Source organism: Pseudofrankia saprophytica (assembly GCF_000235425.2).
Taxonomy (GTDB): domain Bacteria; phylum Actinomycetota; class Actinomycetes; order Frankiales; family Frankiaceae; genus Pseudofrankia; species Pseudofrankia saprophytica.
This window is the reverse complement of the sequence record NZ_KI912266.1, coordinates 5,201,519-5,218,276: the sequence shown is the minus strand read 5'-3', so window position 1 is coordinate 5,218,276 and position 16,758 is coordinate 5,201,519. Positions and strand designations below refer to the sequence as shown.

Genomic DNA, 16,758 nt, shown 5'->3' with positions numbered 1-16,758 from the left:
GCCGGCCCGCCGTCACAGACGACCTGATTGCTGACTTCGCGGACTCGGAGGCCGACGAGGCATGGGGAACGACACCGACCGCAGGCTCGCGCTGCTGCGCCGAACCCTGACCGAACGCGGCCTTGCCGGCCAGGAGCCGGCCGCCACGGCGCCCGCCCGGCGCGGCGGCGACACGCCCTACCCCCTCTCGTCGGGCCAGCGGCGCATGTGGTTCCTCCACCAGGTCGACGCCAGCCGCGCCGACCTGAACGTGGGCGTGGCCATGCGGCTGGCCGGCGAGCTCGACCGGGATCGGCTGGCCCGCGCCGCGACCGCCGTGGCCGAGCGGCACGAGATCCTGCGCACCACGTACCACGCGGACACCGACGGCACCCCGTACCAGACCGTCCAGGCGGCGCCGGCGCCGGCGCTTCGCCTCGCCACCGACGACCTGCGCGGGCTGCCGGCGGATGATCGGGAGGCACGGGTACGCCGCCTGGCGGCGGACGAGTTCACCCGCCCGTTCGACCTGACCCGCGATGCGCCGCTGCGGCTGACCGTGGCGCGCACCGGCGACGACGAGCACGTCCTGCTGCTGGTCGCGCACCACATCGCCTGGGACGACGACTGCTGGGAGCCGTTCTTCGCCGACCTCTCCCAGGCGTACGTCTCCGGTGCCACCGGGCCGACCCCGCCCGCCCAGTACCTGGACCTGCAGGTCCTCGACCCGTCCGCGCGTCCGGGCGGCGCCGCCATCGCCGCGGACCTGGCGTACTGGCACGACGCGCTCGCGGGATCGATCGAGCCCTTCGAGCTCCCGGGCGAACACGCCCGGACGGCCGTCCCCGTCGCGCCTGGCGCCGCCACCGCGCCCGGCTCGCCGGGCGCCAGCGGACACCGTCAGGTGGACGTGCCCGCCGACGTCGCCGCCCAGGTCCGCGCGCTCGCGCGCTCCCTGCGCGCCAGCCCCTTCGCGGTGCTCACCGCAGCGTTCGCCGCGTTGACCCACCGCGTCACCGGCGCGACCGACCTGGTCGTCGTCACCCCCGTCGTCGACCGGCCGGGCCAGCACGCCGCGGGCGCGCTCGGGTACTTCGGCAACACGCTGCCCCTGCGGATCCAGGTCGCCGCGGCCGGTTCCTTCCAGGCACTCGTCGAACACACCAGGGACGTGTGCGCCGGGGCGTTCGCGCACCAGGGCGTCGGCCTGGAGCGCATCGTCGCCGAGGCGCTCGCCAACCGCGGCGGCGGGCTGGACACGCTCGCCCGGGTCGGGTTCGGCGTCCGCTCCGGCACGTGGACGGGGCTGGCCGTGCCCGGTCTGCGCTCCGACCGGCTCGACCTGCACGGCGCCGTGGCGCAGCTGCCGTTCGAGGTGATGGCGCAGCCGACCGCCGACGACTCCTGGCTGCTGGAGGCCACCTACCAGCTCGACGTCGTGGGCGACCAGATGGCTGCCCGGCTGCTGGAGGAGCTCGTCGTCCTGCTCGGCGCGGCCGTCCGCGGGCCGGACACCGCCGTCGGCGACCTGCCGGTGCTCAGCGAGCGGCGCCACGCCGAGCTGCTGGGCTTCTCGACCGGCCGTCCTGTCACGCTCGTGGTGCCGACGCTGCCGGCCTTCGTCGCCGCGCAGGCCCGACGCACCCCGGACGCCCCGGCGGTCGTCGCCGACGAGGCCACCCTCACCTACGCCGAGCTGACCGGCCGCGCCTACCGGCTCGCGCACCGGTTGATCCGCCAGGGGATCGGCACCGAGGACATCGTCGCGCTGCGCTACCCCCGCGGCCTGGACATGGTGGTCGCGACACTTGGCGTCGTCGCCAGCGGCGCCGCCTACCTGCCCGTCGACCCCGAGTACCCCGCGGACCGGATCGAGTACATGCTGGCCGACGCCCGGCCGCGACTCGTCCTGGACGGGCCGCTGGACCTCGACGACCCGGGGCTGCCCGCCACCGAGCCCCTCGACGCGGACCGGGTCCGGCCGCTGCTGCCGGACAACACCGCGTACGTCATCTACACGTCGGGTTCGACGGGGGCGCCCAAGGGCGTGCCCGTCTCGCACGCCGCCATCTGCGGTCACCTGTCGTGGCTGAAGCAGGAGTACTCGGTGGGCGGCGACGACGCGCTGCTGCAGGTGGCCTCTCCCAGCTTCGACGTCTCGGTGGGCGAGCTGTTCGGGCCGCTGTGCGCCGGCGCGCGCCTCGTCCTCCCGCGTCCCGGCGGCCTGCAGGACCTGGCCTACCTGACCGGGCTGCTGGACGAGCAGCGCATCAGCTGGATGCACTTCGTCCCGTCGCTGCTCGACCTGTTCCTCAGCCTGCCGGGCACCGCGGACTGGAAGTCGCTGCGCCTGGTCCCGATCGGCGGCGAGGCGCTGCCGGGGGAGCTGGTCGACCGGTTCCGGCGCACCTTCGACGCGGCCCTGCACAACTTCTACGGCCCGACCGAGACCACGCTCGCCGCCACCCGCTACGTCGTGGACGGGCCGCAGGGCACCCGCACCGTGCCGATCGGCATGCCCAAGGCCGACACCCAGGTCTACGTCCTCGACGAGCGCCTGCGGCTTGCGCCGCCCGGCACGGTCGGCGAGATCTACATCGGCGGCGGCCAGCTCGCCCGGGGCTACCTGGGCAGGCCGGGCCTGACCGCGTCGCGGTTCGTCGCCGACCCCGTCCGGCCGGGCGGCGGCCGGCTCTACCGCACCGGGGACCTGGGCCGCTGGAACGCCGAGGGCGAGCTCGAGTTCACCGGCCGCGCCGACGAGCAGGTGAAGATCCGCGGGTTCCGGGTCGAGCTGGGGGAGATCCAGGCCGTGCTCGCCCGCCACCCCGAGGTGCGCCAGTGCGTCGTCGTGGCCACGGAGGCGGAGCGGCTGGGGACGGCGCTCGTCGCCTACGTCGTGCCCGCCAGTAACCGGTCCGCCGAGCGCTGGGAGCGGGACTGGTCCGGTGCCGACGGCCTGGAGGGGCAGCTGCGCGACCATCTCGCCCGCGCGCTGCCCGCCCACATGGTGCCGGCCGCGTTCGTCCGGATGGGGCAGATCCCCGTCACCGCCAACGGCAAGGCCGACCGCGCCGCGCTGCCCGCCCCGGACCTGGCCGCGGGCCGGCCCGACCGCGAGCCGTCGACTGGGACCGAGAAGCTCATGTGCGCGGCATTCGCCGACACGCTCGGGCGCGACCACGTCGGCGTGGACGCCGGGTTCTTCGAGCTCGGCGGCCACTCCCTGCTCGCGACCTCGCTGCTGTCCGCGGTCGAGGCACGGACCGGGGTGCGGCTGCGGCTCGCCGACGCCTTCGAGGCGCCGACCCCGGCCGGTCTCGCCGCCCTGGTCGACGCCCGACTCGCCGGCGTCACCCCCGACAGGCCCGAGCTGCCGCCGATCGTCGCGCACCCGCGCCGGCCCGAACGGCCGCCGCTGTCCTACGCGCAGCTGCGGCAGTGGGTCGGCTACCGGGTCGAGGGGCCGCGCAGCACCTACAACATCCCGTTCACCGCACGCGTCGACGGCGAGCTCGACGTCTCCGCCCTGGCCGCGGCGCTGCGCGACGTGACCGACAGACACGAGGTGCTGCGCACCGTCTACCCGGAGGTGGACGGGGTGCCCCACCAGGAGATCTGGCCCGCGCTCCGGCTGGACCTGCCAGTGGTCGACCTGACGGGGGAGCCGGACCCGTACCAGGCGCTGCGCGACCTGCTGCCAGGCCTCGCCGGGCACCTGTTCGACCTGTCGGCCGCGCCGCCGATCCGGGCGACCGTGCTGCGGGTCGGGCCCAGGCTGCACTGGCTCTCCGTGGTCGTCCACCACATCGCGGCCGACGAGTGGTCGGCGCCGGTCCTGTTCCAGGACATGGTCACCGCCTACCGGGCCCGCGTCGGGGGCGCCGCGCCGGGCTGGGACCCGCTGCCGGTGCAGTACGTCGACTACGCCCTGTGGCAGCGGGAGATGTTCACCCCGCGGACCCTGGAAGCTCCCGCGGACGAGACTGCGCGGCCGCGTCCGGCCGACGGCCGCGAGTCGACCATCGAACGCGAGCCGACCATCGAGGAGGAGCAGGTCGCGTTCTGGCGCGAGGCGCTCGCGGACCTGCCCGAGGACACCGCCGTCGGCCGCGACCGGCCCCGGCCCCGCGTCCAGTCCGACCAGGGCGACACGGTGACGCTGCGGGTGTCGCCGGCGCTGCGCCAGCGGCTGGCCCAGGTCGCGCGGGAGACCGACGCGACGGAGTTCATGGTGCTGCAGACCGCCGTGGCGCTCACCCTGCACGCGCTCGGCGCCGGCCCCGACATCCCGCTGGGCACGCCGGTCGCCGGCCGCACCCGCCCGGAGGTCGCGCGGACCGTCGGCATGTTCGTGAACACCCTGGTCCTGCGCAACGACCTGTCGGGTGCGCCTACGGGGCGGGAGCTGCTGCGCCGGACCCGGGCGCTGGCGCTGGCGGCCCTCGCCCATCAGGACCTGCCGTTCGAACGGCTGGTGGACGCGGCCAACCCGGCCCGCACCACGGCCCGCCACCCGCTGTTCCAGGTTCTGGTACACCTGCGCGAGTCCGGGCTGACCAGCACGGCGCTGGACGAGTGCGGCACGACGCTGCGCACCGAGGCCCCGGTCGACACCACGGCCAAGTTCGACCTGACGTTCGACTTCTACGCCGACGGCGACGGCTTCGGCGGCGGAGTCAACTACCGCGTCGAGCTGTATGACCGGGCCACCGTGCAGACCATCGTCGACCGCCTGCTGCGGGTGCTCGACGCGCTCGCGACCACCCCCGACAGCCCGCTTCCCGCGCTCGCCGTGCTGTCCCCGGACGAGCGCGCCTCGCTGGACGCGTGGAGCTGGCCCGACCCGGAGCCCGAGCTCACGACCGAGCCCGTCCCGGCGACCGTGCCCGAGCTGCTCGAGCGGTCCCGCCGCGGCGCACCCACTGGCGGGCTGGTGCGGTGCGCCGCGGCGACGATCGACCACGCGACGCTGCACGAGCGCGCCGACCGCCTCGCCGGCCACCTGCGCGCGCTCGGCGCCGGGCCGGACACCTTCGTCGCCGTCGCGTTGCCCCGCACGCTCGACATGCTGGTGGCGCTCGTCGCCGTGATGAAGTCCGGCGCGGCGTTCCTCCCGCTCGACCTGCGCCTGCCGGCCGAGCGGCTCGCCTTCATGCTCGCCGACGCCGAGGCCGTCTGCGTGCTCACCACCGGGGCGGTCGCGAACCTGCTGCCCACCTCGGACGGGGAGGCCGGTGCCGGTGCCGGCGCCACGCCCGCCGGCACGCCGCGCGTCGTGCTCGACGACCCGGCCACCCAGGCCGCGATCGCCGCCGCGGACCCGCCGGGCGAGCTCGGCCTGCGCGGTGACCATGCGGCCTACCTGCTGTTCACCTCCGGGTCCACCGGCCTGCCCAAGGGCGTCGTCGGTACCCAGCGCGCCATGGCCAACCGGCTCGCCTGGCAGCCGCGGCGCTACCCCGTCGACGACCCGGACGTGCGCCTCGCGCAGGGCGCGCTGAGTTTCCTCGACGGACCGCTGGAACTGCTCGCCGCCGTCGCGGTGGGCGCCGAGCTGCTGCTCGCCGACGACGAGCAGGCCCGCGACCTGTCGGCGTTGGCCGGGCTCCTGCGGGCGCACCCGGTCGGCCAGGTGACGATGGTGGCCAGCGCCGTCAGCGCGCTCGTCGACACGGCTCCCGACGCGGTGCGCTCGGTGCGCCGCTGGGTGTGCAGCGGCGAGCCGCTGCTGGACCCGCTGCTGGACCGGCTCGCCGCGGCCGCGCCCGAGCGCCACCTGGTGAACTCCTATGGGACGACCGAGACGGCCGGAGCGATCGTGCGCACGACGGTCACACCCGGCCGGCTCGCCGCCGGGCGGCCGGTCCCCGGCACGCGGATCCTGGTCCTCGACGACCTGCTGCGCCCGGTGCCGCCGGGGACGGTGGGGGAGGTCTGCGTGTCCGGCGCGCAGCTCGCCCGCGGGTACTGGCGCCGCCCCGGCCTGACCGCGAGCCGGTTCGTCGCCGACCCGTTCGCCACCGAGCCCGGCGGACGGCTCTACCGCACCGGCGACCGCGGCTGGTGGGACGCGGACGGGCGGCTGCGCTTCGCCGGCCGGGTGGACCACCAGGTCAAGATCCGCGGCTTTCGGATCGAGCTCGGCGAGGTGGAAGCGGCGCTGCGGGCGGCGCCCGGCGTGGCCGCCGCCGCCGCACGGCTGCACCCGCTGCACGGCGCGGACGCCATCGTCGGCTACGTCGTCCGCGACGCCGCCGACGCCGCGGCGGGTGCCACAGCGGCGGCCGGCGACGCGGACGACCGGGCCTTCGCCGACCTGGTCCGGGCGCACGTCACCGAACGGCTGCCGAGCTACGCGGTGCCCGCGATGGTGGTCGTCCTGCCGGAGTTGCCGCTGACCAGGTCCGGGAAGATCAACCGGCCGGACCTGCCCGCGCCGGACCTGGCAGCGGCGGCGGTCGCCGACGGGCTCGTGACCGACACCGAACGCGCCCTCGCCGCGATCCTCGCCGAGGTGCTGGGCGTGCCGCGGGTCGGGCGCTCCGACCGGTTCTTCGCCCTCGGCGGCGACAGCATCGTCTCGATCCAGGTGTCCGCCAAGGCGCGGGAGGCCGGCCTGCCCTTGGAGCCGAGGCTGCTCTTCGAGCACGAGACGGTCGAGGCGGTGGCCGCCGCGATCGACGTGGCCCGCGCCGACGTCGCCGCGTCCGGCGACGGCGAGCCGGGCGGACCGGGACGCGACGCGCTGGACGGCTGGCTCGCGCCCGAGACCGACCCGATGAGCGCGTCCGGGCTGGACGCGACCGACCTCGCCGCGCTCGAACGCGCCTGGAGGGCACGATGACCACCACGGACGCGAGCGCCACCGACGCGAGCGCCACCAGCACGAGCACCACCGGGACACAGCGCCACCGGATCGTCGACGTCCTCGCGCTGACCCCGCTGCAGACCGGGCTCTACGCGCTCGCGCAGGCCCGCGAGCCGGGCGCCGTCGACCCGTACACCATCCAGTTCATCGCCGACATCGACGGCCCGCTCGACGTCGACCGGCTGCGGCGCGCCACGGTGGCACTGCTGGACCGGCACCCGAACCTGCGGGTGTCGTTCTGGGACCGCGACCTGCCGCATCCGGTGCAGATCGTGCCGGACCGCGCCGCGCCGGCCTGGCGGGAGGTCGTCTGCGCGCGCTCCGAGCTCGACGCGCTCGCCGACCGGGAGCGGCGCGTCCCGTTCGACCTCGCCGCCGGCCCCGCGATGCGGTTCGCCCTCGCCAGGAGCGAGCCTGGGCGCCACCGCCTGATCGGGACGGTGCACCACATCGTCGTCGACGGCTGGTCGGTGCCCACCATGGTGCGCGACCTGGTCGCCGGCTATCTCGCCGACGGCCGGACCGACCACCTGCCGCGGGTCCGGCCCTACCGCGACTACGTCGCCTGGTTGGGGCGCCAGGACCCGGGCCAAGCCCGGTCCGCCTGGCGCGACTACCTCGCCGGGCTGGCCGAACCGTCGATCCTCGCTCCCGGCCGCCGCGGCACGGCCGCCGCGCTGCCGGTGTCGGTCGAGGTGGGCCTTGCCGCCGCCGACACCGCGCGCCTGACCGCCTGGGCGCGCGCGAGCGGCCTCACCGTCAACACGCTCACCCAGTTCGCCTGGGCGGTGCTGCTCGGCCGGCTCACCGACCGGCGCGACGTGGTGTTCGGGGCGACCGTCGCGGGCCGTCCCGAACAGCTCACCGGCGTCGAGGACATGGTCGGCCTGTTCATCAACACGGTGCCGGTGCGGGCGCGGCTCGACACCGCCAGCACCGTCAGGCAGGGCTGCGCCGACCTGCAGCGCCGGGTGGTCGGCATGCGGGCGCACGGCGGGGTCGGGCTGGCCGCACTGCAGCGCTTGTCCGGCCACCCCGAGCTGTTCGACACGCTGATGGTGTTCCAGAACGCCCCGCGCGGGTCGATGGCGGACGTCGTGCGCGCACCGGACGGCGTGGTGTTCACGCCGCTGCGGCTGGACAGCCTCACCCACTACCCGCTCACGCTGGTGCCCTACCTCGCCGACGGCGAGCTGCGCGTCGTGCTGGAGCACCGCGCCGACCTGCTGCCCAGCATCGACCCCGGCGAGCTCGGCGCCCGGCTGCTCCAGGTCCTGCGCGCCCTGCCCGACCACGCCGACGCCGACCCGGACACGCTCGACATCCTGCTGCCCGGCGAGAGCGCCGCGCTGCTCACGTCGGTGAAGGCAGCCGGGACGACCGGTGTGGCGGCCGGGACGCCCGGCGCGGTTGCCGCGGGGCGTGACGAGGCGCCGAGCGTCGCCGACCTGTTCTGGCGGCACGTCCAGGACACGCCGGCGGCGCTGGCCATGACCTGGTCCCTCGAGTCCGAGGCGTACGCGGACCTGGGCGGCGCCACCGTACCCGGCCGGCTGGGCTACGGCGAGCTCGGCGCCGCGGCCGCCCGGCTCGCGCATGAGCTGGTCGCGCGCGGCGTCGGCCAGGAGGACGCGGTCGTCATCGCGTTGCCGCGCGGCCCGCGCTTCGTCGTCGCCCTGCTGGCGGTGGTACTCGCCGGCGCCACGTCGGTCCCCGTCGAGTGGCCGGTGCCCGCGGCGCGGCTGGCCACGCTGGTCGACCGGACCTCGGCGGCGCTCGCGATCGCCGCCGCCGCCGAGCTGGCCGGCTGCGCCGTACCGGTCCTGAACCTGGACGACCCGAAGACGGCCGCGTCGGTGGCCGGACGGCCCGCTGAGCGGCCGGCCGTGCGCGTGTTGCCCGACCAGGCACTGTACACGATCTTCACGTCTGGTTCGACGGGCGAGCCCCGGGGCGTCGTGGGCACGCATCGGGGGATCGCCGCCCTGCTCGCCGACCACCGCGACCGCGTGTACGAGCCGGCGGCCCGCCGGCTCGGCCGGCCGCTGCGGGTCGGCCACGCCTGGTCGATGAGCTTCGACGCGTCCTGGCAGCCAACGCTGGCGCTGCTGGCCGGGCACGCCATCCACGTGTTCGACGCGGACGAACAGCGCGACCCGGCCAGGCTCGTGGACGGCATCAGGCGCTTCGGCCTCGACATGATCGAGACGTCGCCGTCGATGTTCGGCCATCTGGCCCAGGCCGGTCTGCTGGAAGCCACGGCGGAGGGGGAGCGCTGCCCACTCGCGGTGCTCGGTCTCGGCGGCGACGCGGTCGGGCAGGACGTGTGGGACCGGCTGCGCGCGCTGCCGACCACCGCCGTCCACAACTTCTACGGGCCGACCGAGACGACGGTCGACGCGGCGTCGGCCGCGCTCGCCGAGACGGCCGAGCCGAGCATCGGGTACCCGGTCGCCGGCATGCGCGCCTACGTGCTCGACGCCCGGCTGCGGCTGGTCCCGGCGGGTGTGGCCGGCGAGCTCTACCTGGGCGGCGACCAGCTCACCAGGGGCTACCTTGGCCGGCCGGGGCACACCGCCGGTCGATTCGTCGCGGATCCCTTCCAGACCGGGGAACGGATGTACCGCACGGGCGACGTCGTGCGTCGCGCGGTGGCGGGCCGGCTCGAGTACCTGGGCCGCGGCGACGACCAGGTCAAGATCCGCGGCTACCGGGTGGAGCCGGCGGAGATCGAGGCGGCGGTGCGCGCGGTGCCCGGCGTGTCTACCGCCGTCGTCCGGGCGGTGGCGCGGGGCGCGGGCCAGGCCCTCGTCGCCTTCGTCGTCCCCGCCGGTGGCGTCCCCGCGCCGGCCGCGCCGACGCCGGCCGCGCTGCGCGCCCAGCTCGCGGACCGACTGCCGGCGCACCTGGTGCCCGCCCGGTTCGTGCTCGTCGACGCGCTGCCGATGACGTCCAACGGCAAGGTGGACGCCCGAGCTCTGGAGGCGCTCGCCGCCGGCGGCCCGGGCGGCGTGGGTGCGGGTGACGCCGAGGCAGCCGGGGCGCAGCCAGCCACCGCGACCGAACGCGCGCTGTGGGCGGTCGCGACCGAGCTGCTCGGCGCGGCTCCCGCCGGCGTCGGCGCGGACCTGGCGGACCTGGGGCTCGACAGCATCTCGACGATCGCGCTGGTGAGCAGGGCGCGGGCCGGCGGGATCGTGCTCACGCCGCGGCTGGTGGCGGTCAGCCGCGGTATCCGCGAGCTGGCCGAGGCCGCCGACGCCCTGGCGGCCCGGACGGCGGCCGGCGGGGCGGGCGGGCCGGCAGGGCCCGCGGACGAAGGGCTGGGCACGGTGCCGGCGCTGCCGATCGCGCGGTGGCTGCTCGAACTGCGGTCCTTCCGCCGCTTCACACAGACGCAGCTGCTGGCGGTGCCGCCGGGCACCGGGACGGCGGGCGTCGAGACGGCCCTGCAGATGCTGCTCGACCGCCACCCGATGTTGCGCGCCGCGCTGGCGCCCGCCGGGGACGCCCTGGTGACCCATCCGGTCGGGGCGGTCAAGGCGGCCGACGTACTGCGGGTCGTGCCCGGCGACGCGCCGTCCGCGCTCGGCGCCGAGGCCCGGGCCACCATCGACCGGGTCGACCCCGCCCGCGGGCGGATGCTGGCCGCGCTGTACCTGCCGGACGCCGACCTGCTCCAGCTGTCCGTGCACCATCTGGCCGTCGACGCGGTGTCCTGGGCGATCATGCTGCGGGCGCTGGCCCGGCCGAGCGAGGCGACCGGTGAGCTGACCAGCTACCGACGCTTCGGCGAGCTGGCGCGCGGGCGCGCCGGCGCCGACGAGGTCGCCCAGCAGGTGCCCTACTGGGCGGCGGAGCTCGCCGGGGCCGACCAGCCGCTGGGCTCGCGGCGCACGGACCCCGCCAGCGACCGCGCGGCGAGCCTGCGGGTCGCGACGTTCGCGGCCTCGCCGGAGACGACCGCGGCCCTGGTCGACGCGGTGAGCCGCGAGGTCGGCCTGCGCGAGTTGCTGCTCACCGCGCTGGGCTGGGCGGTCCGCCGCTGGCGCCCCGCGCTGCCGGACGTGGTCGTCGACCTGGAGTCCCACGGCCGGCACGACCACCTCGTCGTGGCGGCCGGTGACGAGGGGGTAGGAGCCGCCGGACCCGGCGCCGCCGACGTCGACGATGTCGACACGTCGGCGACGGTGGGCTGGTTCACCAGCGTCTTCCCGTTCCGGGTGCCGGCGGTGCCCGAGGCTGACGGCACGCCCGAGCCCGACGGCGCGCGGGGGAGCGGGGGAGCCGAGGAGCCGGCGGCCGACGAGTGCGCGGCGCTGTGGCGGGCCGCCGAGGCGACCGCGCGGCGCCTCGCGGCGGTGCCGAACCAGGGGTTCGACTTCGGTCTCGCCCAGAGCCTCCGCGAGGACCCGCGGCTGCGGACGGCGGCGGTTCCCCCGATCGAGTTCAACTACCTCGGTCGCTTCGACCAGCAGCCGGCGGACGCCGGCGGCTGGGCGGCCGTGACCGACCGCGCGCTGCACGACCTGCTGCCGGCCGACCCGGAGCCGGACCTGCCGCTGCGCTACGACCTGGAGGTCATCTGCGCCGTCGGCTCGGTCGGGGGCCCCGGGTCGCCCGCGTCGCTGGTGACGACGCTGCGCGCGAACGGCAACGTCCTGGCCGCGGCCGACCTCGACGCCCTCGGCGGGCACCTGCTCGACGCGGTCACGCTGCTGGCCGGCTCCACGCGGCACTGGTAGCTGTCCAGTATTGGGGCTGGCAGGGCTTGGGCGGGTTCCGCCTGGCCCAGGTCGGCGTCGCCCCTTGAAGATGTGCAGATAGTTGGCGCCGATCTTCCTCGGCCTTCCTGTCCTCGGCCTTCCTGTCCGGTACCGGTAGATGCTCGAATCCCGTGTCCAAACCCGCGCGCGGCTTCGCCGTAACCTCGCAGCGTGGGCGTTTACGAGAATCCATCGCAGGTGCCGCATGGCCTCGCGGACGAAGCGCTCACTGCTGCTCTGGAGGGCACGGATCAGGCGCTTGAGCCCAGCTCCGTGTTGGTGGGGTTGGCGCTGTACGACGACGATCGTGTCTTCGTCGAGCGCTGGTGTTGCCGGGTCGCACGCGACAGCGCCGACCTGTGGCTTGTCGCCACGGCATCGCTCTGCCTGGGGCACCTCGCTCGACGCTTCGGATACCTGGAACCCCAGTCGGTCGTGCTCGTCCGCCAGCTCGCCGAGCGTCCGGACCTCGACGGCCGGGTTCTCTCCGCGCTTGATGACGTGACGTTCTTCCTTGAGGAGCCGCCTGACCCAGGGGGAGCCGAGGCGAGACAGCTAGTGCGCTGACCACGGTGTGTGCTGCCCCGTGCGCTGCTTGCCGGCCGGCTGCGCGTGGGCTGGACCGTGGCATTTGGGCGTGCCCATAGGCTCGATCATCTGACACACACCGGCAGCAGTACGGCGAAGTGTGTTGGCTCAGGCTGTCTATGGACACGCCGAAATGCCACGATCCCGTTTCGGAACCAGGGCGCGGTCAAGGGCACTCCAGATTGCCCGTGGCGCGACCCAGGCGGTCACACCAGCCGGCCGCAACGAGCCGCCAGCGACCACCTCAGCCGTGTTCCCCCGATCACACCCCGTACGCCACGCCACGTCCGCGGACTTCACCTCTGTGATCGCCAAGATGTTCGTAGAGCAATTGGGTTCTTGCGCGCCAGAGCGAGAAACCGAAATTACTCAGGTCCCTCATCGGATCTGGTCATGGCTTGTGGGGCGGATCCCGGCTTCCCGCCCGCCACAGCCCATGGGTGGATGGACGTGCGCAGCGGAGCGGCGGCCCGGTTGTTTCTCTCCCGCGTCGTGGCAGGTACCGGGGATCCCGGGCGTCGCGTCAGACGTCAGGGGCGCGAAACGGCGCTGGTTGTGACGCTGACGTCGGACAGGATGAGCACCCGGCCGCACGAGCGCCGGGCGGCGCCCCGACTAAACCCGGACCGCGCTCCACGCGGGGGCGGCATTGCGATCGCCAAGACATTTCCCGGGTGATTGCGTTCTTGCGTGCCAGAGCTCCCACGATCCCACCAGATCATGGACGGCTCGCGCGCTCACGGCCAGGGGCCGCGGCGCGGCGCGGCGCGGAAGTCGTCCCGACCGCGGGAACCCACGGGAGATGTCCTTGTTCTCACCGGCTCCCAGCCGATCCGTCTCCTGACTCTCCGCCGGATAGGTTCCAGGCGTGCGCCAGGCTGAGCTCGTTGGACGGGACGAGGAACGAGCCCGGCTCGTGGCGCTGCTCGGCGACGCGGCCAGTCCAGTCGTGGTGCTGCGGGGCGAGGCCGGGCTCGGCAAGACGGCGTTGCTGGACGAGCTGACCGCGGCCGCGGCCGCGACGACGGCCGCAGCGACGATGACGGCCGCGGCGACGATGACGGCGGCCGGGTTCCGGGTCGTGCGGTGCGCCGGGGCGGAGGCGGAGCGGGACCTGGCGTACGCCGGGCTGCATCAGCTGATCTTCCCGCTGCTGGCGGAGCCGACAGGCCTGGACCCCGGGCACCGGGCGGTGATCAACGCGGCGTTCGCCGGTACCACCGGCACCGTGCCCCAGGTGATGGAGCTCGGCATCGCCGTGCTCGACCTGCTTGTGTTCGTGTCGGCGGCCACGCCGCTGCTGCTGGTCGTCGACGACGGCCACCTGCTGGACGCGCCGAGCACGCAGGTGCTCGCGTTCACCGCGCGACGCCTCGCGGGTACGGCGGTGCGGGTGGCGGTCGCGGTACGCGCGGAGGTGTCGTCCCCGTTCGACGGGACGGGGCTGCCGGAGCTGGTCCTGGAACCGCTGACCGAGCAGGCTTCGGCCCAGTTGCTGGACCGGCAGCAGGCCAGACTCAGGCCCTATCACCGGAACATGATCCTGAAGACCGCGGCTGGAAACCCGCTGGCGCTGATCGAGCTACCTCGTGCGGAACTGCTGGACTCCGGCGCGATGACGCTGCCGCGGCGGCTGGAACGGATCTACGGTGCGCGGCTGCGCGAGCTGCCGGCGGCGGAGCGCGGCGAGCTGCTGCGGGCGGCGTTGGACGGCACGGGCGCCGGATCGGTCCGCCGGATCGGGGCGGTCCGGTACCGGATGCGCGACGCCGGCCGAGCGATCGACGCGGGCCTGCTGGCGCCGGACCCGGCGAGCGGGGAGCCGGTGTTCCGCCATCCACTCGTCCGCTCGGCCGTGGTGCAGGCGGCCACACCCAACGAGCGCCGGGCCGCGCACGCCGACCTCGCCGACCTGCACCGCGACAGCCCGGAACGGCGGGCCGTTCACCTGGCCGCCGCCACCGTCGACCCCGACGACGACGTCGCGGCGGCGCTCGAGGAGGCGGCCGTGTCGGCGACCCGCCGCGGCGGCGCCGCGACCGCGATCACCTGGCTGACCCGCGCCGCGGAGCTCAGCCGCCGCCCCGCCGACCGGTCCCGGCGGCTGGCCTCCGCCGCGTACGTCGCCGGGCAGGCCGGCCTGCTCGACGCCGCGCAGGGCCTCGCCCAGGACGCCGGGTCCGACGGCCCGGCGGCGGAGATCACCGCGGGTTACGTGTCGCTCTACCGCGACGGCGAGGTCGCCGCGAACCACCGCCGGATCGCCGCGTTGCTGGAGTTCGGCATCGCCGATGGAGAACTGACCGAACGTGCGCTGGGCCTGCTGCTGGTGCTCAGCCAGTTCTCCGTCGACCCGGCCCGTTGGGCACGTACCGACGCGCTCTTCGACCGGTTCGGCGACCGGGTGAGCCCGTCGGCGGCGATCGCCCGGGACACGTGGGGCGACATGGTGCGGCGCGGCCACGGCGTGGCGGAACGGATCGCCGCCGCGCTCGCCGATCCCGCCGCCTGCGCGCCGTGGGAGATCATGCGGCTGGCCGTCGCCGCCAACTACGTGGGCGTGCTCGGCGACCACCGGGCGCTGCTGCGACGGACAGTCGACCGGGAGGCGGAAGCTGGTGCGGTGGCCAGCGTCATGGTGCTGCTCCAGATGGTCATGCTTGATCAGGTCAGCGCCGGCGCGTGGGCGGAGGCCGAGCGGACCGGCCGCCGTGGCCTGGACCTGACCGCCGAGCACGGGTACACGCTGTTCGGCCAGACGTTCCGGGCGTTTCTCGGCCTGCTGGCCGCGTACCGCGGCGACCTGGACGCGGCCCGCGAGCTGCAGGCGGCCGTGGACGCCTGGGGGCGGCCGCGCGGGTTGCGGTTCCTGACCGAGTACGCGGAGGCGATCGGCGCGGCGGCGGCGCTCAGCGAAGGTGAGTACGAGACCGCGTACGCCTACGCCGCCGGGATCACCGCCCCGGGCACGTTCACCCGGTTCTCGCAGCAGGCCCTCCGTACGCTGTTCGACCTGGTCGAGGCCGCCGTGCACACCGGCCGGCACGACGCCGCGAGCGCGCATGCCGAGGCCGCCCGGGATCTGGGCCTACCGGCGCTGTCGCCGCGGCTCGCGCTGCTTACCGCTGGCGCGCTGGCGATCACGGCCCCGCCCGAGGCGGCCGGCGCGCTGTTCGCCGCCGCGGTCTCGCACCCCGCCGGCGCCACGTTGCCGTTCGAGCTGGCCCGGATCCGCCTCGCCTACGGTGCCTGGCTGCGCAGGTCGCGCGAACTGGCCCTGGCCCGACGGACGCTGACCGAAGCGCTCGGCGCCTTCGAAACGCTCGGCGCCGCGACCTGGGCCGAACGCGCCCGCACCGAGCTGCGGGCAGCCGGCAAACCGACCCGCGCGGACCGCGCCGCGGTGGCCGCCCTGACCCCGCAGGAACGCCAGATCGCCGAGCTGGCCGCGACCGGGCTGAGCAACCGGGAGATCGGCGCCCGACTGCACCTGTCGCCACGCACGGTCGGCGCGCACCTGTACAAGATCTTCCCGAAGCTGGGCATCACGTCGCGGGCCTCGCTGCGGGACGCGCTGCCGACGGACCCGCCGTAGGTCGACACCCGCGGCAACGGATGCGACCTAGGTCAACAGATACGACCTAGGTCGAGGACGTAGGTCATCTGACAGATCAGCGGGCACCGACTGTCGGGCGATGCTTCCTGCATCGCACGATGAAGGAGCCCGCCATCGCCACCACCGCCGTCCCCGTCGTCTTCATCCACGGTCTCTGGCTGCACGCCGCCTCGTGGCGACCGTGGGCCGACCGGTTCGCCGTCCACGGGTACGCGCCCGCCATGCCCGGCTGGCCAGGCGAACCCGACACCGTCGACGCGGCCCGCAGCGACCCGCGCGCCGTCGCCGGGCTCGGCATCGACGACGTCGCCACCCACTACGCGGCGATCGTCCGTGACCTGCCGGTTGCGCCCGTGCTCATCGGCCACTCGTTCGGCGGCCTGATCGCGCAGAAGCTGCTCGGCCTCGGTCTCGGCCTCGCCGCCGTCGCCATCGCCCCGGCCCCGATCAAGGGCGTCCGGCCGCTGCCGTTCGCCCAGCTGCGCTCGGCCCTCCCTGCGCTCGCCAACCCGGCCAACCGGCGCCGGTCGGTGTCGCTGACCGCCACCCAGTTCCGGTACGGCTTCGGCAACGCCGTCAGCAGCACGGAGTCCGACGAGCTGTTCGGCCTGTGGGCCATCCCGTCGCCCGGCCGCCCGCTCTTCGAGGCCGCGGTCGCGAACCTCCGCCGCGCGTCACCGGCCGCGGTCGACACCGGCAACGCCAGCCGGGGCCCACTGCTGCTCATCTCCGGCCAGGAGGATCGCACCGTGCCGGACGTCGTCACCCGGGCCGCGTACAAGCTCTACGGCGACTCGTCCGCGATCACAGACCTCAAACAGTTCCCCGGCCGCGGACACTCGCTCGTCATCGACAGCGGATGGCGGCAGGTCGCGGACTACACCCTAGAATGGCTGGCCCGGCAGCCGCTCACGGCCGGTCGGTGAGTGGGAGTAGTC

The 16,758-nt window shown here is 75.2% G+C and carries 5 protein-coding genes; all 5 read left to right on the top strand.

Annotation, left to right across the window (positions count from 1 at the left end; translation table 11 throughout):
* The first annotated feature begins 61 nt into the window (after window positions 1–61).
* Entirely contained in the window at window positions 62–6,826 is a 6,765-nt protein-coding gene (locus tag FRCN3DRAFT_RS0221900) for a non-ribosomal peptide synthetase (protein WP_007509238.1), read from the top strand.
* Complete coding sequence (locus FRCN3DRAFT_RS0221895; RefSeq protein WP_007509240.1) at window positions 6,823–11,595, top strand: non-ribosomal peptide synthetase; 4,773 nt, start codon at window positions 6,823–6,825, stop codon at window positions 11,593–11,595. Before FRCN3DRAFT_RS0221900 ends, FRCN3DRAFT_RS0221895 begins: the two co-directional genes overlap by 4 nt.
* Before the next feature lie 192 nt (window positions 11,596–11,787).
* A complete protein-coding gene (locus FRCN3DRAFT_RS0221890; RefSeq protein WP_035925061.1) occupies window positions 11,788–12,183 on the top strand; it encodes a hypothetical protein in 396 nt (131 codons plus the stop codon).
* A gap of 889 nt (window positions 12,184–13,072) precedes the next feature.
* On the top strand, window positions 13,073–15,799 hold the full coding sequence (locus FRCN3DRAFT_RS0221885) for a helix-turn-helix transcriptional regulator (protein ID WP_027140824.1): 2,727 nt from the start codon (window positions 13,073–13,075) through the stop codon (window positions 15,797–15,799).
* Window positions 15,800–15,918: 119 nt separating this feature from the next.
* A complete protein-coding gene (locus tag FRCN3DRAFT_RS0221880) occupies window positions 15,919–16,746 on the top strand; it encodes an alpha/beta hydrolase (protein WP_007509245.1) in 828 nt (275 codons plus the stop codon).
* Window positions 16,747–16,758: the final 12 nt, after the last annotated feature.